This window comes from Campylobacter concisus (assembly GCF_003049705.1).
In the GTDB taxonomy this organism is placed as follows: Bacteria; Campylobacterota; Campylobacteria; order Campylobacterales; family Campylobacteraceae; genus Campylobacter_A; species Campylobacter_A concisus_AR.
The window spans coordinates 125,558-145,775 of sequence record NZ_PIRF01000004.1; the positions used below are offsets into that span (position 1 = coordinate 125,558).

Consider the following 20,218-nt stretch of genomic DNA (forward strand, 5'->3'; position numbering starts at 1 on the left):
ATATCCTTTTAACCTCTCATAAGCCCTAGTGGCACGATCACGCTAAGCCTCTTACCAGCCCCTGGGTGCGGAACGATAATGTGCGGCGTCTTATAGACTTTTTTACTAAAATACAAAATATCCAGATCAAGCGTACGTGGCGCATTTTTAAATGTTCTGACACGCTTAAATTTACTCTCATAGTGCCCCAAAATTTTTAGAGTTTCTCTAGGGCTCATAGATGTTTGTAAATTTATAACAGCGTTACTAAAATCATCCTGCGCTTCGTAGCCAAACGCCGCATTTATAAGGATCGGCGAGACTTCAACCACGTGAAACCGCCTATCTTCACTAATCGCTCTTATAAATTTATCAAACCTCTTTGCGCTATCGCCGATGTTGCCACCCATGCCAACTAGCGCCTCATACTTAAATTCATCTCTTTTATGAAAAAAACTAGGGCAAAAACGGCTTTTTACGATCTTTCTTGCTCCAGCTAGCCTCATAAAATTTCGCACCCACCTTCTCTTGCGACCACGACATCTTCGATGCGCACGCCAAATTCATTTTCTAGATAAATTCCTGGCTCCACGCTAAAGACCATACCCTCTTTTATGAGCGTTTCGCTCCTTGCTGAGATGACTGGAAGCTCGTGTATGTCGACACCCACGCCGTGTCCTGTCGAGTGAAAAAAGGCCTTTTCATATCCAGCCTTTGCTATCACACTTCTTGCTGCAAGGTCTATCTCGCACGCCCTAACGCCAGCTCTTGCGACCTTTATCGCAGCAGCCTGAGCCTCTTTTACGATCTCGTAAATTTCTTGCATCTTGGCGTTTTTAAATTTTTGCTCCTTTGAAAAGTTAAAATTTTCATCAAAGCAAGCAGTTCTAGTGCGATCAGAGCAGTAGCGCTTAAATTTAACCCCAGCGTCAAGTAACAGCAAATCGCCCTTTTTTAAAATTTTATCCCCAGGTAGCGCATGCGCCTTTGCGGCATTTTCGTTTATCGCTACGATCGGATCAAAGCTAAGACCTAGCTCGTTTTTTTGCCTAAAGATGAGCGAGGCGTTAAAATGAAGCTCTTTTTCGCTCATCCCTTCGCCATTTTCACGCACAAATTTAGCAAATTCATCAAAGCATTTTGCCCCAAATTCGCTAGCTTTTTTTAAAATTTTTATCTCATCTTCACTTTTGCAAATTCTCTTTAGCCTAGAGAAATTTGCCTTTGGCTTGAAATTTATCTTAAAACCCTTGCTAAGCGCGTTATACTCGCTTAAGCTTAGCTCATCAGGGTTAAAAACAAGGCTATTTGGCTTCATCTTTCTTAAAAATGCCCTAACCTCGTTTATTAAATTTCTCTGCGCCAAAAGAACGACCACGCCTGCATTTACGCAGCTTTTTGCCTCGAAATAATATCTCGCGTCCGTGAAAAAGTATTTCACGCCATCAACGCATAGCAAAAACTCATTGTCGCAGCTGTAGCCGCACTCGTAAAATACGGCGTTTTCGTCCTTTAAAATGAAATTCATTGTGCTTTTTGATTTGCTCTTACTGCTTTGATTTGCTCAAAAATTTGAAGCATGCCTATCATCGCCAAATGATAACCAACTGGTCCAAAACCCACGATCTGGCCTGCTGCAACTGGTGCGATGAGGCTTTTGTGGCGGAACTCTTCTCTTCTATAAACGTTGCTGATATGCACCTCGATAACTGGCAGTGCAACCGCACTTAGCGCATCGCGGATAGCAATAGATGTGTGAGTGTAAGCGGCTGGGTTTATGATGATGCCGTCAGCATCGCCCAAGCACTCTTGGATCTTATCGACTAGCTCGCCCTCAAGGTTGCTTTGAAAAAACTCGATCTCAACGTCATTTTGATCGGCAACGATCTTCATTTGAGAGTGGATATCCTCCATCTTCATAACGCCGTAAATTCCTGGCTCTCTAGCGCCAAGCATGTTGATATTTGGGCCTTGGATAACCATTATTTTTAGCTTCTTATCCATGTCACTCCTTTTTGATTAAATAGCCCAAATTATACATTTTCGTTCCTAAATTTTCGCTACAATAACAAAAATTTAAGGCTCAAATGTGGAAATTTTAAAAGCAAAAAAAATAATCACTGGCGGAGAAAATCCAAAAATTTTAAGAAATTCTTGTGTCGTTATTGATGATGATAAAATTTTAGAAATTACAAGCGAAAAAGAGGCGCAAAAAAAATTTAAAGAGGCCAAAATTTGCGACTTTGGTGAGAGCGTGATCGCCCCAGCTTTTATAAATACGCACGTTCATTTGGAGTTTAGCTCAAACGTTAGCACGCTAAAATATGGCGACTTTATAAAATGGCTTAGCTCTATCGTTGATAAAGGCGGCGAGCTAGCTAAAATGGAAGCTAAGAAAGCGATGAATGAAGCCATAAATTCGCTGTTAAAAAGCGGAGTTTGTACCATTGGCGAGATATCTAGCTTTGGTAGTGATCTTGAAATTTTAGCCGCTAGTCCGCTAAAAGTCGTACTTTTTAGTGAAATTTTAGGCTCAAATGAGCAGATAGTTCAGCAAAATTTGCAAAATTTCTTAGCTAAATTTGAAAAAACAAAGAGCTATAAAAGCCAAAATTTCACTCCAGCTATCTCACTACACTCTCCCTACTCTGTGCACCCAAAGCTCGCCAAAGCCGCCCTTGAGATAGCTAAAAAAGATGACCTGCTTGTAAGCACGCACTTTTTAGAGAGCAAGGCTGAAAAGCAGTGGCTAGAGCACGGCAGCGGCGGCTTCAAAAAGCATCTTTTAAGATTTAGCCAAGATCCAAGGCCGATGTATGACGCGAAGAGCTACTTTGCGATGTTTCGTGAGATAAATACACTCTTTACGCACTGCGTTTATGTGAGCGATTTTGCTAAATTTAAGCCTCATCACAGCGTGACGCACTGCGCCATTTCAAACAGACTGCTTGGCAAAAAAGCGCTAAATTTAAAAGAAATTTTCAAAAATAACGTCAGTCTAAACATCGGCACAGACGGCCTTAGCTCAAATATCAGCCTAAATTTCTGGCATGAGCTACGAGCCGCCCTTTTTACCCACGCGAGCCTTGATCTAAACGAGCTTGCCACTAGGCTTTTTGTCGCTGCAACGCACGGGGGCGCAAAGGCGCTTAGGACAAATAACGGCGAGATAAAGACAGGACGAGCGGCCGATCTTGCCGTCTATAACGACCTAGAGTGCGATGATAGCGAGCTAATACTTCAGCTCATACTTCATACAAACGAAGCTAAAAAACTATATATCGGAGGCAAAATTTGCAAATTTTAAGGCTTATTTTTAGAGGAATTTTGGGAATTTTTAAATTTATAAATAACTACTTTAAGGCGCTCATATTTTTGCTGATCTTATTTTTCGTATTTGCACCAGATGGCAAGATGAAAGAGCCAAATTTAGCCCGTATCGACATCACCGGCACGATAATGGACACAAGCGAAATTTTAGAAGCACTAGAAAAAGCAAGGCTTGATAGCAACATCAAAGGCGTGCTGCTCTACATCGACAGCCCAGGCGGTGCGCTAAGTCCTAGCGTGGAGCTAGCTATGGCGGTCAAGAGGCTAAAAGAGAACAAAAAAGTGCTCGCATACGCTGCTGGCAACATGGCAAGTGGTAGCTACTACGCTGGCGTAAATGCCGACACTATCGTAGCAAATCCGGGCGCTTTCATCGGCTCTATCGGCGTCATCATACAAGGGGCAAACATCGAAAATTTAGCCAAAAATTTAGGCGTAAGCGAGCAAGTAGTGAAGGCTGGCGAGTTTAAAGAGGCTGGTACCTTTATGAGGAGCTGGAGCAAGCAAGAGCGTGAGAGCTTGCAAGGGCTCGTAAATGATGCTTACATGCTATTTGTAAGCGACGTGGCAGAGGCTAGAAATTTAGATATCAAGAAAAAAGATGAGTGGGCAAATGCAAGGGTCTTTTTAGCTCACAATGCCCTAAAAATGGGGCTAATTGACAGCCTTGGTAGCTACATAGATGCTCAAAACGAGCTAGCTAAAATGAGCCTCGTAAATGAGCCCGTCTGGCAAGAAAAACCGCAGATCGAAAAGATAATGGAGAAATTTACAAAGCAAGGCATAAACTCGCTTCTTAGTGCATTTTTTGAGACAAAGCTCAAATAATCAAAGCAAAAGATCAGGGCGGCGATAAACTGCATATATAGTATAAATTTAGCTCATGCTTTGCAAAAATTTTTTGGCTATATTTTTTAGCTTAAACTCATAAAGTAGATTTGAAATTTTGTCTGTTGATTTGATATCTAAACCAAGATCATTTGCTAAAATTTTATAATAAATTTGCGGGCTATCTTTTAGATTAATTGGTGGTGATTTTGAGCTTTTTGAGAGCTTTTTGCCATCTTTTAAAAGTAGCTTATGATGAATAAAATTAGCATTATAAAAGTTAAAATTTAGCTTTTTTGCAAGGTATCTTTGAGCTAGCGTGCAAGCCTTTAGATCCTCACCTCTAACAACCAAATTTACGCCCATATCTTCATCATCTATCACGCTTGCAAAGTTGTAAGCAGGAGTAAAATCTTTTTTGTATATCACAAAATCGCCCATTTGCTCTGCCACAAGCTTACCAAGAGGATCGCCCTCATCCACGCTTAGTCTAATAGCAGTATTGTCTTTTATAAATTTTAGATTTTTATCTTTGCATATTTTAGTATAAATGCCGTTTATGTAGGCATTTTTTGTAGTCCTTGAACATTCACAGATATAAATTTCATCTAGCTTTTTAAGCACTTCTTCATACCTTTTAGCCCTTAATTTAAAGCTAAATTTTTGCTCAAACTCACTCGTACAAGTAGGTCCTTTATCGCATTCAAGTTCCAAAAATTCTAAAACATCAAAGATATTTTGAACAAACTCGCACCGGTATCTACTAAGGTCATAGTCATCAATACGTAAGTGCAAAATGCCACTTACTGAACGTGTCAAAAGGTAAGTCAGAATGAAGTTATAAGCATTACCAGCATGTAAAAATCCGCTTGGTGTAGGAGCAATGCGAGAGACTATGCCACCAGATGGTGGCAAATAGTCATTAATCCCTTGGTCTAGCCTCATTTACCCTTAAAGTGCGTCCGCCTAACTCTTTTTCATTTAACGCTTCTATGGCTCTTTGTCCTTCATTTGCGTCATCCATCTCAACAAAGCCGAAACCCTTTGAGCGGTCAGTTTCTCTATCTTTTACGATCTTTGCGCGCTTTACTTCACCAAATTGTGCAAAAGCTTCCTTCAATTCTGCCTCTGTCGTTCTATACGACAAATTTCCTACATAAATATTCACAGGAGTGTTCCTTAAAAAAATTACCGATTTATTCGGTTAGTGTGATAATAGCTAATTTTCGTCAAAAAGATGTAAAAAATCAAAAATTTATTATATTTTTTTTGAGAAATATTCTTAAAAGCTACAAACTCGTATATATAGAGTTTTTATAACTATCACTAAACAAAATCTAATTTTAAGTTTAAAAAGAATAATTAAATAAAAAATTATTTTATCTTTATAAGCTATTTATAAAGTAAATCATTCTTTACTTTAAGATACGCTTCATCGCCAAGTAAATTTTTAACTATAAAAAGTGCAAATTCCATTGAAAAAGCAGGACCTTTTGCTGTAATAATATTTTGATCCCTCAATACACTCTTGCCGTTATCATAGCCCCTTTTATCACTTCTTACATTTTCTTCAAATCCTGGATAACAAACAAAATGATCTTTTAGTACACCAGCGTTCTCAAGCACCATAGGAGCAGCACAAATGGCACAAATAAGCTTATTGCTTTTATCAAAATTTTGCAAAATTGCTTTGAGCCTTGTATCGTTTGCTAGATTGCTAGCTCCTGGAAGTCCCCCAGGAAGGACGATCGTATCGTAGTCTAGCTCCTTCATCTCGCGAAGTGTCACATCGGCTTTTACGCATATATTGTGACATCCTTTGATGTTTACGTCATTTAGCCCAACAATAGAAGCTATCGCTCCAGCTCTACGTAAAACATCAACAGAAGTTAGTGCTTCTATCTCCTCAAATCCTTCAGCTAAAATCACAGCAACTTTTTTCATAAATTTATCCTTTCAAGTAATATGTTTTATTTGTTAAATAAAATTTTATATAATGTTGGCTTATTTCACAAGAAAGGACAGAGCATGCAAGTAAAAATTATTTACTGCAACTCTTGAAACTATCGTCCGGTAGCTTCTCGTGTAGAAGATGAAATAAAAGCGAACTTTAGTGATGCAAGAGTCGAAAAGGTTGTAGGTGATGGTGGAAATTTCATTGTCGAGGTTGATGGAGATGTTATATTTTCTAAGAAAGATCGCATTGGAAATGAAGAAGCGAGATTTCCTCACGGTGAAGAGATCACAACTCTTATAAACAAATATCTCAAAGAAAAGTCGGCTTAATGCTAGCTACCGAGACGGGAAACCGTCTCGTTTTTCCCCTGTTTTTGACTTACGGTTCTACTATCATAATATAAAAATTTTATAGTTAAAACATTTGCTTATCTCGCTAAGAATTTTCATTTTTTTATATATTTTTTGATTTTTGAAGATTTTATGAGCTGATATTTGGCTATATTTGGATTTTTATAAAATATAAAAATTTTGTGTATTCTAAGCTAACACTGTTTGAAATTTTACAATGTAGAAATGAAGTTTTTGCTAAAGCCAATACTTTTTAAATAGTGACTTTAGCTAAGCATTAGGCTTACTAAACGTTTTAGTAAGAAAGATTAAACTGCATTATTTATTCGCACGCTCGATATACTCGCCACGAACAGTATCCACACGGATAACCTCGCCCTCAAGTACGTGAAATGGTATCTGAACTACCGCACCACTCTCAAGAGTAGCTGGCTTTTTACCGCCTTGCGTATCGCCCTTGAAATTTGGTGGAGTCTCAACTATCTTTAGCTCAACTACTTGTGGCACTTCAACGCCGATCGCATTGCCATTGTGAAATAAAATTTCAACCATCATGCCATCGATCATCCATTTTTTAACATCACCCACATCCTCATCGCTAATAGCAACTTGTTCATAAGTAACAGTATCCATAAACTGGCAATACTCACCATCATCATAAAGATACTGCATCTCTTTTTCTTCAAGATGTGGTTGCTCGCATTTATCGCCTGCGTGAAAAGTCTTTTCAAGCACTTTTCCGTCGATAAAAGATTTGATTTTCGCACGAACAAAAGCTGCACCTTTGCCCGGTTTAACGTGTTGATATTCTACGATTTTATAAGGAACGCCATCGATCTCGATCTTTAGTCCCTTTTTTAGATCGCCCATTGAATATGAAGCCATTTTTTATCCTTTCAAAATTTTATATAACTGCGTATTGAGCCCAAACGCAAGCTTCAAGTGCGTTTAGTCTCTCTAACGTTTCTGCTTTTATATGTTCATCAACCAAAATGACAGCAAGTGCCATATTGTGATCATCTCTGCCAAGACGGAAGTCTGCGATATTGATCTTTTCATCAGCTAAAATTTTACTAATCTGAGCAATAACGCCTGGCACATCATGGTTTTTAAAGATAATCATCTTACCTTTTGGTTTAAAGTCGGTCTTAAAACCATTTATCGTTACGATGCGTTGCTGATTTTCACCAAATACCGTTCCACCAACGGTTACAATGCCATTTTCGGTAGTTAAGCGAACGGTAATTTTATTTTTAAAAATACTATCTCCGCCAAGACTAGTTTCAGTCACTATACCTTTTTCATCGCATAAAAATTTAGCATTTACATAATTTATCGCATCACCAAGACTCTCTTTTAAAGCACCTACGATTGCAAAAGTTAGCATTGAATTTGCATATTCGCTAATCTGACCGTGAGTCTCGATACGAATGGCCTTGATAACGCTTTTATTTATCTGTGCAGCAAGAAATGCCATCTTGCTTGTAAGATCGATATAAGGTTCAACAAATGGCGGTAGATCTTCTGTTTTTATAGGTAAATTTAACGCATTTGGATAGCTTATGCCGCGAGCTGCTAAAATAGCTTGCTCGACTGCCTCTACTGCGATATTTCGCTGTGACTCAAGCGTATTTGCTCCAAGGTGTGGGGTGACACTTACATTATTTAGATCAAGAAGTGGATGATCAGTTGCTGGCTCTTTTGTAAAAACATCAATACCGGCAAATGCTATCTTGCCACTTTTTAGTCCTTCATAAAGCGCTTCTTCGTTATAAAGACCGCCTCTAGCGCAGTTTATAAGTCTTACGCCATCTTTCATTTTTGCGATCTCTTTAGCGCCGATCATATTGGTCGTCTCTTTAGTCTTTGGCGTATGTATCGTGATAAAATCACATGCTAAAATATCATCAAAATTTTTAGTATAAGTACCGCCCATATCGATAACTTTAGATGGATCAATATATGGATCATAAGCTATGATCTCCATACCAAAAGCTTTTGCACGAACAGCTACCCTTGAGCCAATATTTCCAAAGCCAATCACGCCAAGTTTTTTCTTAAAAAGCTCAACCCCATACCATTTCTCACGCTTCCAAATTCTATCTAGCTTTAGATCATTATGAGCGTATTCAAGAGATCTAGCTGAAGCTAGCATATGAGCCATTGTTAGCTCAACTGCTGCAATAGTGTTTGCAGTTGGAACGTTCATAGCTATTATGCCACGCCTTGAGCATCCTTCTATATCGACATTATCTACACCAACACCAGCTCTAACGATGGCTTTTAGTTTTTTACCAGCGTTTAAAAAGGCCTCATTTACTTCAGTTGAGCTTCTTGTTATAGCAACATCAGCCTCGCCTAAAATTTTTAAAAGTTCATCTTTGGGAGTATTAACTGCGTCTATTACGTTTATATCTTGCTCTTTTTTTAAAAGTTCAAAACCTACTGGATGTATCGCATCGCAAACAATGATAGTTTTCATAATTTTACCTCTCTCACACTTGAGTGAATATCATAAACTCTTAGTTCTAAAATGATATTTTGTAGAAGTTTAGAGTCTTGAGTATTTAAAAATATCTGGCTTTTTGCACCATCTTTTACAACAGTAAAATCGACCTCGCTTTTTCTTAAAGTCTGCATCAAACAAAACATTGAATAGATATCATTTTTATCTATCAAAAGCTCATATGCAGTAATCTTTGGTTTTTCTATTTTGGGTCGGTTGTATTCTATAAAAATTTCATTTACGGGCAGCACATAATCTCTTTTTCTAATAGTTGCTAGTTCACTCATCCAGCTAGTATTGCTGGTTGTATTTTTGGTTAAATTTTGCTCATTTGTGATATTTTCTTCATGTATCTGGCTGAAATTTACACTTGCAAATTTAACAAGAGAAATTCCAACCAATCCCAATATTACAAATAGCAGGACAACTACTAATAAAAGTACGCGTCTGCCCATTTAAACTAAAGTAATTGTTCTTTTATGATATCGCCAAGTGTTACTTTATCGTCGTTATCATTGATCTCATTTAACACTTCACGCTCTTTTTGTTTTGCTAAACGACGTATGCTCAGGCGAATTCTATTTTTCTTCTCATCGATAAATGCGATAGCTGCTTCGATCTCATCGCCGATCTTAAGTGTGCTAACATCTACACCACCTAGATCTTCTTTGCGGATTAGTGCATCAACGTTATCGCCAAGCTCTACAAACACACCAAAGTCTTTAATGTCGCGAATTGTTCCTTTTACGATATCGCCTACATTAAATTTATCAGCAAATACTTGAACTGGACTTTGTTTTAGGTCTTTTAGGCTAAGTGAAACTTTTTGTTCAGCACTATCGATTTTGATGATTTTTACTTCAAGCTCGTCACCAGCTTTAAACATATCTTTGCATTTATCGTTTCTATCCCAAGATGCGTCTTCGTTATGCAACAAGCCTTCAACGCAACCCACTCTAACAAATGCACCAAAATTTGTGATAGTTGTCACAACGCCTTTTACTACGTCGCCCTCTTTATGTTTTGCCTTAAACTCATCAAATGGCTTTGGAAGTAAATTTTTAAGGCTCACTCTTAGACGGTGTCCTTTTGCATCTATCTCAATAACCTCAACATCGATCTCTTGACCTTCATTGATGTGATCTTTTGGATTTTTGATATTTTTGTCCCATGAAATTTCAGATATATGTAAAAATCCTTCAATATCATTTCCAAGATCAACAAATGCGCCATAAGGCTCGATATTGCTAACTGTAACTTTGATAGTGTCACCAACCTCTAGTCCATCATTTATGATCTCTTCCCAAGGATCTGGAGTAGCTGCCTTGATAGATAAAGACAAGTGGCGTTTTTCGTTGTCATAGCTGATAACTTTAACTAAAACTTTATCGCCTTCTTTATATAGTGAGCTAGGGTTTACTGGGCCTTTATAACTTATCTCACTGTAATGCACAAGCCCATCGACTCCACCAACATCAACAAACATACCATAAGTTGTGATTTTTTTAACTGTACCCTCTATAACGCTATCATTTTCTACTATGCTTGATAGAGCTTCTTTACGCTTTTTGCGGTCGTCATCTAAAATTTTCTTTCTAGAGACAACTATGCTATTTTCTTCTTTATCAATTTTTATAACTCTTACTTTATATGTTTTACCAATTACTCCTTCAGCATTTTTAAAGCCACTGTGAGTTTTTGGTAAGAAAAATTCCACGCCATTTGCATCTTGAGTTATAAAACCACCTTTATTTTTTCCAACTACTTTTACATCTATTTCGCTAGAATTTTCAGGATCGTAAGCTTCGATGAAAGCTTTAACTTTCTCTTTTCTAAGTGCTTTTTTGTGCGACACTATAGGTCTTCCATTTCTTGATCCAGTTATTACAACTTTGATCGTATCGCCAACTTTATGCGTCAGGTTGCCGTTTGCATCAGTGATCTCAGAAACATTTAAAATGCCTTCTGACTTCTTGCCAACGTCGATTAAAACCTCATCGCCATTGATACTGACGATCTTTGCGTCACTATCTTCTTCAGTCTTTTTAAAAGACTCCTCTAACATCGCAGCAAAATCGATATCTTCGATATCTTCGTCTTTTGCTTTTCCTAATTGAACACTTTTGTTCACAGCCATCTTGATCCTTTAAATTTTATTATGCCAGTAGAGGCAAATTAGCTTATTATAGTTAATTGTGGCTTTAGCTAGGATAAATTTTATACTTTTTTGATTCTGTCAACGACTTTTTGTATGATCCAGTCAGGCGTACTTGCACCAGCACTTATGCCACACAAATTTTTGCCATCAAACCATGACTTTTCAAGCTCTTCTTCGCTTTCTATCAAGTAGCTATCTTCGCAGAAATTTTTAGATATTAGGTAGAGTTGTTTTGTATTTGAGCTATTTTTTCCACCGATTATTATCATCACGTCAGCCCTTTTTGCTAAATTTTTAGCAGCCTCTTGGTTTTCAAATGTTGCGTTGCAAATCGTGTTAAAAACGCGTACCTCTTTTACGTGAAGCATAAGGTAGTTTGCGATCTGCATAAATTTCTCGACTTTTCTAGTAGTTTGGCTAACGAGCGCAACCTTTTGCTTAAATTTGATGTCCTCTAGCTCACTCTCATCAAGCACGACATAGACATTGCCCTTGGCGTATGACTTCACCCCTTTTACCTCTGGATGATGCATATCACCATAGATCACCACATCATAGCCCTCTTCGCTCATTTTTTCACAAATTTGCTGTGGCTTTGTCACAAATGGACAAGTTGCGTCGATCACTTTTATATCTGTCTTTTTTAGCTCTGCAAGGTCATTTTTAGTGATGCCATGAGTGCGGATGATCGCCTTTTTCTCATCCTTTAGCTCGTCTATGCCCTCAAGCGTTTTTACATTGTAGTTTTTCTCAAGCCTGTTTATCTCTTCGTTATTATGAATGAGTGGCCCAATGGTCGCAGCATCTCCTGCATTTTCAGCAATCTTTATCGCCCTTTTTACACCAAAGCAAAATCCATAACTACTAGCAAGCTCAATCTTCAATTTTAGCTCCCATTTTCTTTAAAATTTCAGCAAAATTTGGGAATGAGGTGGCGATAAATTCGCTCTTTTCTATCTGCATGCCACATTTTAGTCCAAGCACAGCAAAGCTCATAGCAATCCTGTGATCTCCGTGGCTATCTATCGTGGCAAATTTAGCCTCAGAGCCATTTATGATAAAGCCATCTTCAAGCTCGCTAGCATCAACGCCGCACTGCTTTAAAGCATTTATCGTGACAGCAATTCTATCGCTCTCTTTTACACGAAGCTCTTTGGCATTTATTAGCTTACTTTGGCCTTTGGCGCAGGCAAATGTGATGGCTAAAGCTGGGGCTTCATCGATAAGCCACGAAATATTTTCGCTAACTTCTATACCTTTTAAATTTGGTGAGTATTTAACCTCGATATCACCGATATCTTCGTACTTGCTTGAGGTTTTGTGAAATTTTATCTCAGCACCCATTTTTTCTAAAATCCTGTAAGCTTCGATGCGAGTTTTATTTAGCAAGATATTTTTTAAAATGATATGCGAATTTGGGATGATTAAAGCTGCGACCGCGAAGAAAAATGCCGAGCTTGGGTCATTTGGCACGTCTATATCAAGTGGCGCAAGTGGCGAGTTCATCGGTTCCAGTGTGATCTCTAGGTCGTCACGCTTTATATCAGCTCCCATGCCAGCTAGCATACGCTCAGTATGATCTCTGCTTAGCTCTGGCTCACTAAATTTGCAGCCATTTGAGTAAAGAGCCGCTAGTAAAAGCGCACTTTTTACCTGAGCTGAGGCGATCTTGCTCTCAAAACTAAATCTTTCAAATTTTGTTCCTCTTATGCAAAGCGGAGCGTTATTTGCGTTGTTTGCACCATCTATCTTTGCACCCATATCATTTAGAGGTTTTGCTATTCTAGCCATTGGACGCGAGTTTAAATATCTATCACCACTTAGCACAAAAAAGCCCTCTTGTGCGGCTAATAATCCCATAAAAAGCCTCATCGCCGTACCAGAGTTGCCACACTCTAAGATTTCATTTGGCTCTTTTATCTTTTGCGGCGGTGTGATCGTTATTTCGAAACCATTGTCCTCAACTTTTGCGCCTAAAAGCTCGACTATTTTTAAGGTATTTAGCGTATCGCCTGCTCTTAGATAGTTTCTAACGTGAGATGGTTTGTCGCTTAAAAGCGAAAAGATCGCGCATCTATGCGAGATAGACTTATCGGCTGCAATGTCGTCGATGGTTAAATTTAGACTTTTTTCTAATGGATAAATTCTCATCTTATTCCGATATTTAGTTTCTCTTTTAGCTCGCTTAAAATTTTATCCATAAGTGCGTTTATATCGTCATCCTCGAGTGTTTTTTCCATATCTTGGAATGTAAATTTAAGGCTAAGACTGATCGAGCCATTTAGCTTTGCATCTTTGTAGATATCAACTGGTAAAAATTCCTTTAGCTCTTTTAGATTTAGCCCTCTTATGCACTCATAAATTTGTCCAGCCTCGAAATTTTCAGGCACAATAAGGCTAAGATCCCTTGTTGTGCTTTGAAATTTAGAGTAAGGCACTGCCAAAATTGGCTCAAATTTAAGCTTAGCAAAATCAATCTCGCAAACATATGTTCTTGGCAGATCTCTCTTTGCCTCAACTCTTGCGTCAACTCTACCGATATAGCCGATATTTTCGCCATTTTGATAGATGTGTACTTGCTCGTATGGGCTAAGATATGAGATGCCCTGGCAAGGTTTTAGTTCAAATTTGCCTATGACATTTTGCACCATCGATGCAAATGCGTAGAAATTTGCCTCCTCGCCTTTTGCACCGTTTATCAGTGTTGGCTCTTTTAAAAGTCCAGACACAACAAAGCCTAAATTTAAGCCCTGATTTGCATTTTCATCAAAAATTTCTCCAAGCTCAAATAGTCTAACTGAGCGTTTCGAGTTTTTGATATTTTTCTCGCTTGAGTTTAGAAGGTGATTAACAAGTGTCGGTCTAAGCGTGTTTAACTCGTTATTTATAGGATTTAGTATCTTGACTTTGCATGGTTTAAAATTTAGCTCACTAAGCTCATCCTCACTATCAAAGACATAGTGCACGCTTTCAAAAAAGCCATTATCAGCTGCTCTACGCCTTAAATTTAGGGCGTTTTTATAGTCAAAATATGTCTTATTTAGCCTATTTTTCTCAGAGAAATTTAGTGGTTTTGAGGCGATATTGTCTATGCCTACTATCCTTACGATCTCCTCGCAAACATCGTGAGAATTTACTATATCATGGCGAAATAACGGCACTTTTACGTTAAAACTCTCTTGCTCAACATTTACTGCGATCTCAAAGCCAAGTTTCTTTAAAATTTTAACGACATCATTTCTAGCAATATCTTGACCGATCATATTTTTAAGCTCAAAAAGAGAGATGCTTAGTGTTATAGGCTCGGTGTTTAAAAGCGACTGCTGTGAGCCAGCAAAGAGATTTAGAGTATCTTTAAAATTAGCAAGTCTTTTAAATAAATAATCCGCTCCATAAGCTAAATTTGGCTCGCTACCACGACTTGAGCGATAAATTTGATCACCCTTTGGTAAATTTTTATTTTCAAAAATAGCTTTTGAAACTATATCTGGCTTTACATAGCTAGCTTCTACTAGGATCACTTTTGACTTCTCATCTACCCTTGCTATGTCGCTTTGGTAAATTCCAGCAATGCCTAAATTTTTATCCCCGCAATAAACGACACATTCGCCATTTTCGCCATTTTTTATATCAAAAACAGCTTTTTCGCCTTCACTTACTAGTTTAGTGTGATCATAAGCCCTAAATAAAACACCCGTGCAAAATGTCGCGTATTCAAGCAGTCTCTCAACTAAATTTGTCTTTTGACACTCTATTAATGCTAGACGCATGCGAGTTATTAGATTTTCATATAGTCCTTCTTTTAGCTCAAAAGCCTTATACAAAAATGACCCACTTACTTTATCCTCTGCTCGCACAGAAGCTATTCTGCCAATACCTAGTAAATTTTCGCTCTCATCGTCTTCGTGACTATCTTTCATATTTAAATCAAGCGCTGCACAAATTTCTCTTGCGATGCCATGTAAATTTTGGCAATCGCCTCTGTTTGCTGTGACATCAACTTCGATTATCGTATCTTTAAATACCTCAAATTCACTAAGGCTTGTACCAAGTTTTAGCTTACCGATGCTCTCATCAAGCGGTAAAATTCCATCATTTACCTTTGGAAGTCCCAGTTCACTTGAGGAGCAGATCATACCACTTGACTCGATACCTCTAAGCTTTGCTTTTTTTATCTCAAGACCATTTGGCATAGTCGTGCCAATAAGTGCAACTGGCACAAACTGGCCAGCTTCAACATTTTTAGCCCCACACACGATCTGAAGCGTCTCTCCACCAACATCTACTTGACAAACGCTTAGTTTATCGGCATCTGGGTGCTTCTCTCTACTTTTTATGTAGCCAACCACAATACTCTTTGGTAAATTTATCTCTTTATAGCTATCAACTTCTAGCCCGATAGAATTTAATGTCTTTGAAAGTGTCTCGCCGTTAACGTCGCTAAGGTCGATCCACTCGTTTAACCAATGCTTTGAAATTATCATTTAAACTGCTCCAACAATCTTAAATCTCCCTCAAAAAGCGACCTTAGATCAGGCACTCTATGAAGCAACATCGCAAATCTCTCAACGCCAAGACCAAAAGCGTATCCACTTAAATTTTTATAGCCAACCGCCTTAAATACATTTGGATCAACGACGCCGCATCCAAGTACCTCAAGCCAAGTAGTCTGCTTGCATACTCTGCAGCCCTTGCCATGGCAGAATATACAACTAATATCAACCTCTGCGCTAGGCTCCGTAAATGGAAAGAAGCTAGGGCGAAAACGCACTTCAACGTCGCCAAACATATGCTTTAAAAAGCCCTCAAGCATTGATTTTAAATTTGCAAAGCTAACTTTCTCAGCATCCTCCACCACAAGGCCCTCTACCTGATGAAACATCGGTGTATGCGTTAAGTCCATATCACGTCTAAAGACCGTACCTGGCGCTATCATGCGAATAGGTGGCTTTTGATTTAGCATAGTTCGCACCTGAACTGGGCTCGTATGCGTCCTTAAAAGTCTAAAATCATCCAAATAAAACGTATCTTGCATATCTCTTGCTGGGTGGTATTTTGGTAAATTTAGCGCTTCAAAGTTGTGAAAATCATCCTCTATCAGTGGTCCAGTCTCGAGCGAGAAATTTAGAGCCAAAAAGTATTCAATTATCTTATCCATCGTAGCCATAACAGGGTGCAGAGCTCCGCTAGCAACAGGCTCGTTAAATAGCGTGATATCAGCGGCCTCTTTTTTCATCTTGTTATCTATCTCTTGCTCGCTAAGCTCAGCCTTTTTAGCTTCTATTAGCGCACCAAGCTCATCTCTTTGCTTGTTTAAATTTGCTGCAAATTCCTTTTTCTCATCTTCACTAAGCTCTTTTAGCTTTGCAAAACCTTGCGCCAAGATGCCCTTTTTGCCAAAAATTTCTACCCTGACCTTCTCAAGATCGTCAAGCGTTGAAATTTCATTTTTGATTTTATTAACGAAATCTTGCAATTTTTTGCCTTTATAAATTTTTGAGTCGATTTTATAGAAAAAGAGTTAAAATCAAGATAAAGAGCACGAAATTTAAGCACACTTTGATATAATTTTGCAAAATTTCAAAGGAGCTAAAATGACCATATTTGAAAAGATCGTAGCTGGTGAAATCCCTTGTAACAAAGTGCTTGAAAGCGAGAAATTTCTAGCTTTTAATGACATAAATCCAAAAGCACCTATCCATATCCTAATCATCCCAAAAAAACACTATAAAAATTTCCAAGAGATGGATCCGATTTTAATGGGAGAGATGACAAAATTTATCCAAGAAGTAGCGACCTTAATGGGTGTTGATAAGAGCGGATACCGCCTTATAACAAACTGCGGTGAAAACGGCGGTCAAGAAGTTATGCATCTACACTTTCACCTACTTGGCGGAGCGAAGCTTGGCTGGAGCGAAGGCGTAGCTGATCCACAAAGCACATTTTAATAGCTTATAAATTTTAGACTCAAAGCCTGAGTCTAAAATTTTATTTTCTTGCAGACTTAATAGCTTCAAGCAACTCTTCAAAACCTACTTTACTTGAGTTTTCGACATCTTTTAATATTTCAACGCCAGGTAGATTTCCTTTGTCTTTATCAGCAAAAATAACCATCGCTTTTTCTAAGCCATGATGAACATTTTCATGATGAGCTGCGATACTTGAGAGAATTTTGGCATCTTTTACAAGAGTATTTTTCACATCTTTTTCATACCATTTGCTAAATCTACACTCGTGAACATCTTGAATCTTATTAAACTCATTTAAAAGCACGCCTCTATATCCATTTAGCTTCATGTTGATGTGATCTATCTTGCCGTTACTTACATTGACCTCGTTTGTTACGTTTAGGGCTTGATTTAGGATATTTTGCGTATTTGCATTTACACTTGAGATATTTCCTTCAAATCCACCTAAAATTTTCATAGCATTTACAGAAATTTTTGAGAAATTCTCACTCATTTCGATCATCGTGTTTGCACTTTGTTTAAGGCCATTTATATTTACTTCTACTTCAAGAGTTGCTTTTTGAGTGCGTTCAGCTAGCTTTCTAACCTCATCTGCCACGACAGCAAAACCTCGTCCATGCTCACCAGCACGGGCCGCCTCGATAGCAGCATTTAGGGCTAGTAAATTTGTCTGATCTGAGATGTCTTTAATTAGATTTATAATCTCAACAATCGAATTTACGCTTCCATCAAGCGAAGAAGCGTCATTTGAAAGGTCATTACTCATCTGGCTTACTTGCTCGATCGAGTTTAAAATTTCAGCCGTTTGCGACTTGAGTTCGCCCGTCTCTTTGAAAGTCTTTTCATTTAATCCGTTTATACTTTCAAGCATTTTTAGATTTTCTTCCATTGTTAATTGCAAGAAATTTATACCATCTTGATAACTTGAAAGCAATAAATTTACAGCCTCTTGCTTATCCTTAGCTTGCTCTTTTGGCTCGCAAGTTTTGGCATTTTTTAGCTCATTTTTAAGTGCTAAAATTTCAGCCTTTAAAGCTTCATTTTCTCTTTGCAAAGCTTCGTTTTTACTAGAAAGCTCTTTATTTTTGCCATCAAAAAACATTTTTCATCCTTTAAAATTTGTAGCGTAATTATAACTCTTTTTTCTTAAGCCAGTAATCTAAAATTTCTATCTGCTCATCAACGCTTTTATTTGCCGTGCCGCCCTGCGAACAACGTGCCTCTTTTGAAGCATAAAGATCTAAAAATTTAATAGCATTTGCATCTAAATTTTCATCCACACTTTTTAGCTGCTCTTCGTTTAATTCACTCAAATCAAGGCCCAAACTTTCAGCCTTTGCGACAGCTTTACCTGTAATAAAATGTGCTGTTCTAAATGGGATGTTTTTTTCACGCACTAGATAGTCTGCCAAATCAGTAGCACTTAGATGCCCAGTTTTTGTCGCTTTTAGCATGTTTTTTTCGTTAAATTTAGCTGTTTTTATCATCTCATTTAGGATAGTAGCCGAGCTTAAAATGGTTGAGACGCTGTCAAACACACCCTCTTTATCTTCTTGCATATCTTTATTATAAGCAAGCGGCAGACCCTTCATCGTAGTTAGTAGCGCTACTAAATTTCCATTTACGCGCCCCGTTTTGCCGCGTATGAGCTCAGCGACGTCTGGATTTTTCTTTTGAGGCATTATGGAGCTGCCCGTGCTATAAGCGTCACTGATACTTACAAAGCCAAATTCTTGCGAACTCCAAAGTATGAGCTCCTCGCAAAGCCTAGAAGCGTGCGTCATGAAAACGCTAATGTTAAATAAAATTTCCAGCGCAAAATCACGGTCACTCACGCTGTCCATCGCATTTTGCGTGCAGCCTGCAAAGCCAAGCTCACTTGCAACGATAGTTCTATCTATCTTATGAGGAGTGCCTGCAAGGGCTGCTGAACCAAGCGGACTTAGGTTGTTTCGCTCATATGAGCTAACAAAACGCTCGAAATCTCTTTTAAACATAAATGCATATGCTAGCAAGTGATAGCTAAGGCTTACTGGCTGAGCGTGTTGAAGATGTGTGTAGCCTGGCATTAGCGTATCTTTGTGGTTTTTTGCCAAATTTGTAAGCGTAGCGATGAGCTCTTTGATGAGAGATGAAATTTCTAAATTTTTCTTCAAAACATAAAATTTAAAATCAAGTGCAACTTGGTCGTTTCTGCTTCTGGCTGTGTGCAGTCTGCCTCCAAGCTCGGCGCCGATGATCTGGCTAAGGCGCTTTTCAATTGCCATGTGGATATCCTCATCCTCTATCTTAAAAGTAAATTTACCAGCTCTTATCTCAGCTAAAACCTCATCAAGCCCCCTTATGATCGCCTCTGACTCATCTTTTTTCAAAATTCCACAAATTCCAAGCATCTTTGCGTGAGCCTTGCTACCGGCAATATCTTCTTCAAAAAGATTTTTATCAAAATTTATAGAGGCATTAAATTCCTCAAGTAGCTTCGAGCTAGCCTCGCTAAATCTACCCTCCCACATCTTTTTGTGTGCGTTTTTCTCTTCTTTCATAGCTTTGCCTTTAATTAGTTTTGCGTGATTTTAACAAAATAGCACTTAACTGGGTATTTTAACTATAAAGTTGCAAAAAAAGTTATAAATATAATTTATCTTTAAGGATATGGAAATATAATTCAAAATATAACTTTTTAAAAACTATTTTAATTTTCTATTGAATATAGTTTAAAATAAAAATAACCTATAAGAGGAAGGATGATATGCAAATAGATGCGAATTTGAACTCAAATATTTTCTATCATGATGGCTATACATCTATCTCTTCAAATAGCTCAAAAACAAGTATGTTAGTATCTTCTGGCTATGACAAGAAAGATATTGTTAGAAGCAATGAAGTACATGTAGAACAAAGAGAAGATGCTAAAATTTCCCCTATAATTATTAATAAAGCAAGTGCCATACAGTTACAAAAAGACTTAGAAAAATTACAAGAGCAAAAGCTAGATATTTCACATAAAATTTCAAGCATCCAAAGCCTAAAAGATCGTAATTCTATGCAAATGCTTCATTACTTAAATTTAGAGCAGTCAGCCATTCAAAATAACATTTTAAGTATTAAAACTCAAATGATAGAAATGGCACAGGCTTAAAA

At 37.9% G+C, this 20,218-nt stretch carries 21 protein-coding genes and 1 pseudogene; 5 read left to right on the forward strand and 17 right to left on the reverse strand.

Annotation, left to right across the window (positions count from 1 at the left end):
• Positions 1-8: 8 nt before the first annotated feature.
• The 3 genes from folK to aroQ are packed head-to-tail and all read right to left on the reverse strand — an operon-like array spanning position 9 to position 1,983.
• Positions 9-485 carry a 2-amino-4-hydroxy-6-hydroxymethyldihydropteridine diphosphokinase gene (folK, locus tag CVT05_RS05575; RefSeq protein WP_107698107.1) on the reverse strand — a complete coding sequence of 159 codons (477 nt, stop codon included), beginning with the start codon at positions 483-485 and terminating at the stop codon, positions 9-11.
• On the reverse strand, positions 482-1,507 hold the full coding sequence (locus tag CVT05_RS05580) for a M24 family metallopeptidase (protein WP_107698108.1): 1,026 nt from the start codon (positions 1,505-1,507) through the stop codon (positions 482-484). Before CVT05_RS05580 ends, folK begins: the two co-directional genes overlap by 4 nt.
• Positions 1,504-1,983, reverse strand: a complete 480-nt coding sequence (gene aroQ / locus CVT05_RS05585; protein ID WP_004317604.1) for a type II 3-dehydroquinate dehydratase — start codon at positions 1,981-1,983, stop codon at positions 1,504-1,506. The genes CVT05_RS05580 and aroQ overlap by 4 nt, the downstream gene beginning before the upstream one ends.
• Positions 1,984-2,068: 85 nt before the next feature.
• Here aroQ and CVT05_RS05590 point away from each other — a divergent pair, with 85 nt between their 5' ends.
• Entirely contained in the window at positions 2,069-3,286 is a 1,218-nt protein-coding gene (locus CVT05_RS05590) for a metal-dependent hydrolase (protein WP_107698109.1), read from the forward strand.
• Complete coding sequence (sppA, locus tag CVT05_RS05595; RefSeq protein ID WP_107698110.1) at positions 3,274-4,137, forward strand: signal peptide peptidase SppA; 864 nt, start codon at positions 3,274-3,276, stop codon at positions 4,135-4,137. The genes CVT05_RS05590 and sppA overlap by 13 nt, the downstream gene beginning before the upstream one ends.
• 48 nt (positions 4,138-4,185) lie before the next feature.
• Here sppA and CVT05_RS05600 read toward each other — a convergent pair whose 3' ends face one another.
• From CVT05_RS05600 to CVT05_RS05610, 3 genes are all read right to left on the reverse strand, one after another.
• Positions 4,186-5,082, reverse strand: a complete 897-nt coding sequence (locus tag CVT05_RS05600; protein ID WP_107698111.1) for a glutamate--tRNA ligase family protein — start codon at positions 5,080-5,082, stop codon at positions 4,186-4,188.
• Positions 5,060-5,305, reverse strand: a complete 246-nt coding sequence (locus CVT05_RS05605) for an RNA recognition motif domain-containing protein (protein WP_107698112.1) — start codon at positions 5,303-5,305, stop codon at positions 5,060-5,062. Before CVT05_RS05605 ends, CVT05_RS05600 begins: the two co-directional genes overlap by 23 nt.
• Positions 5,306-5,529: 224 nt before the next feature.
• Positions 5,530-6,081, reverse strand: a complete 552-nt coding sequence (locus CVT05_RS05610; RefSeq protein ID WP_107698113.1) for a DJ-1 family glyoxalase III — start codon at positions 6,079-6,081, stop codon at positions 5,530-5,532.
• Between the two features lie 84 nt (positions 6,082-6,165).
• Here CVT05_RS05610 and CVT05_RS09630 point away from each other — a divergent pair, with 84 nt between their 5' ends.
• Positions 6,166-6,423 (forward strand): SelT/SelW/SelH family (seleno)protein, encoded by a 258-nt coding sequence (locus CVT05_RS09630; protein ID WP_265094347.1) that lies wholly within the window; start codon positions 6,166-6,168, stop codon positions 6,421-6,423.
• 339 nt (positions 6,424-6,762) lie between these two features.
• Here CVT05_RS09630 and efp read toward each other — a convergent pair whose 3' ends face one another.
• The 8 genes from efp to pheS all read right to left on the reverse strand — a co-directional run bounded on the left by efp (position 6,763) and on the right by pheS (position 16,584).
• Positions 6,763-7,329, reverse strand: coding sequence for an elongation factor P (efp, locus tag CVT05_RS05620; RefSeq protein WP_021090997.1), 567 nt, complete (start codon positions 7,327-7,329; stop codon positions 6,763-6,765).
• A 19-nt stretch (positions 7,330-7,348) separates the two neighbouring features.
• The gene (gene serA, locus CVT05_RS05625) at positions 7,349-8,929 is read right to left on the reverse strand and encodes a phosphoglycerate dehydrogenase (RefSeq protein WP_223155256.1); all 1,581 of its coding nucleotides are present in this window, start codon (positions 8,927-8,929) and stop codon (positions 7,349-7,351) included.
• Complete coding sequence (locus CVT05_RS05630; protein ID WP_234400561.1) at positions 8,923-9,351, reverse strand: hypothetical protein; 429 nt, start codon at positions 9,349-9,351, stop codon at positions 8,923-8,925. Before CVT05_RS05630 ends, serA begins: the two co-directional genes overlap by 7 nt.
• A 59-nt stretch (positions 9,352-9,410) precedes the next feature.
• The gene (locus CVT05_RS05635; protein WP_107698115.1) at positions 9,411-11,087 is read right to left on the reverse strand and encodes a 30S ribosomal protein S1; all 1,677 of its coding nucleotides are present in this window, start codon (positions 11,085-11,087) and stop codon (positions 9,411-9,413) included.
• An 80-nt stretch (positions 11,088-11,167) separates the two neighbouring features.
• On the reverse strand, positions 11,168-11,992 hold the full coding sequence (locus CVT05_RS05640) for a 4-hydroxy-3-methylbut-2-enyl diphosphate reductase (RefSeq protein WP_107698116.1): 825 nt from the start codon (positions 11,990-11,992) through the stop codon (positions 11,168-11,170).
• Positions 11,982-13,259 carry a 3-phosphoshikimate 1-carboxyvinyltransferase gene (gene aroA, locus CVT05_RS05645; protein ID WP_103618260.1) on the reverse strand — a complete coding sequence of 426 codons (1,278 nt, stop codon included), beginning with the start codon at positions 13,257-13,259 and terminating at the stop codon, positions 11,982-11,984. Before aroA ends, CVT05_RS05640 begins: the two co-directional genes overlap by 11 nt.
• On the reverse strand, positions 13,256-15,592 hold the full coding sequence (gene pheT, locus CVT05_RS05650) for a phenylalanine--tRNA ligase subunit beta (protein WP_107698117.1): 2,337 nt from the start codon (positions 15,590-15,592) through the stop codon (positions 13,256-13,258). The genes aroA and pheT overlap by 4 nt, the downstream gene beginning before the upstream one ends.
• Positions 15,589-16,584 carry a phenylalanine--tRNA ligase subunit alpha gene (gene pheS / locus CVT05_RS05655; RefSeq protein WP_107698118.1) on the reverse strand — a complete coding sequence of 332 codons (996 nt, stop codon included), beginning with the start codon at positions 16,582-16,584 and terminating at the stop codon, positions 15,589-15,591. The genes pheT and pheS overlap by 4 nt, the downstream gene beginning before the upstream one ends.
• A gap of 118 nt (positions 16,585-16,702) precedes the next feature.
• Between pheS and CVT05_RS05660 the strand changes: the two genes are divergently transcribed.
• Complete coding sequence (locus CVT05_RS05660) at positions 16,703-17,056, forward strand: histidine triad nucleotide-binding protein (protein WP_072594719.1); 354 nt, start codon at positions 16,703-16,705, stop codon at positions 17,054-17,056.
• Between the two features lie 40 nt (positions 17,057-17,096).
• On the opposite strand, the gene CVT05_RS09710 is transcribed toward CVT05_RS05660, so the two are convergent.
• The 3 genes and pseudogenes from CVT05_RS09710 to argH all read right to left on the reverse strand — a co-directional run bounded on the left by CVT05_RS09710 (position 17,097) and on the right by argH (position 19,620).
• Positions 17,097-17,405, reverse strand: a complete 309-nt coding sequence (locus tag CVT05_RS09710) for a CZB domain-containing protein (protein ID WP_413784142.1) — start codon at positions 17,403-17,405, stop codon at positions 17,097-17,099.
• 57 nt (positions 17,406-17,462) lie between these two features.
• A pseudogene (locus tag CVT05_RS09715) lies at positions 17,463-17,768 on the reverse strand (methyl-accepting chemotaxis protein); the annotation flags it as partial.
• Between the two features lie 439 nt (positions 17,769-18,207).
• Complete coding sequence (gene argH / locus CVT05_RS05670) at positions 18,208-19,620, reverse strand: argininosuccinate lyase (RefSeq protein ID WP_107698120.1); 1,413 nt, start codon at positions 19,618-19,620, stop codon at positions 18,208-18,210.
• 206 nt (positions 19,621-19,826) lie between these two features.
• On the opposite strand from argH, the gene CVT05_RS05675 reads away from it, so the two are divergent.
• Positions 19,827-20,216 (forward strand): hypothetical protein, encoded by a 390-nt coding sequence (locus CVT05_RS05675; protein WP_087576705.1) that lies wholly within the window; start codon positions 19,827-19,829, stop codon positions 20,214-20,216.
• The last annotated feature ends 2 nt before the right edge of the window (positions 20,217-20,218 follow it).

Coding starts and splice junctions, on each gene's coding strand:
- aroQ (WP_004317604.1), bottom strand. CDS start 1,983: ATGGATAAGAAGCTAAAAATAATGGTTATCCAAGGCCCAAATATCAAC.
- CVT05_RS05660 (WP_072594719.1), top strand. CDS start 16,703: ATGACCATATTTGAAAAGATCGTAGCTGGTGAAATCCCTTGTAACAAA.
- argH (WP_107698120.1), bottom strand. CDS start 19,620: ATGAAAGAAGAGAAAAACGCACACAAAAAGATGTGGGAGGGTAGATTT.
- pheT (WP_107698117.1), bottom strand. CDS start 15,592: ATGATAATTTCAAAGCATTGGTTAAACGAGTGGATCGACCTTAGCGAC.
- CVT05_RS09710 (WP_413784142.1), bottom strand. CDS start 17,405: ATGAAGCTAAATGGATATAGAGGCGTGCTTTTAAATGAGTTTAATAAG.
- CVT05_RS05600 (WP_107698111.1), bottom strand. CDS start 5,082: ATGAGGCTAGACCAAGGGATTAATGACTATTTGCCACCATCTGGTGGC.
- CVT05_RS05610 (WP_107698113.1), bottom strand. CDS start 6,081: ATGAAAAAAGTTGCTGTGATTTTAGCTGAAGGATTTGAGGAGATAGAA.
- CVT05_RS05635 (WP_107698115.1), bottom strand. CDS start 11,087: ATGGCTGTGAACAAAAGTGTTCAATTAGGAAAAGCAAAAGACGAAGAT.
- efp (WP_021090997.1), bottom strand. CDS start 7,329: ATGGCTTCATATTCAATGGGCGATCTAAAAAAGGGACTAAAGATCGAG.
- folK (WP_107698107.1), bottom strand. CDS start 485: ATGAGGCTAGCTGGAGCAAGAAAGATCGTAAAAAGCCGTTTTTGCCCT.
- CVT05_RS05580 (WP_107698108.1), bottom strand. CDS start 1,507: ATGAATTTCATTTTAAAGGACGAAAACGCCGTATTTTACGAGTGCGGC.
- aroA (WP_103618260.1), bottom strand. CDS start 13,259: ATGAGAATTTATCCATTAGAAAAAAGTCTAAATTTAACCATCGACGAC.
- CVT05_RS05675 (WP_087576705.1), top strand. CDS start 19,827: ATGCAAATAGATGCGAATTTGAACTCAAATATTTTCTATCATGATGGC.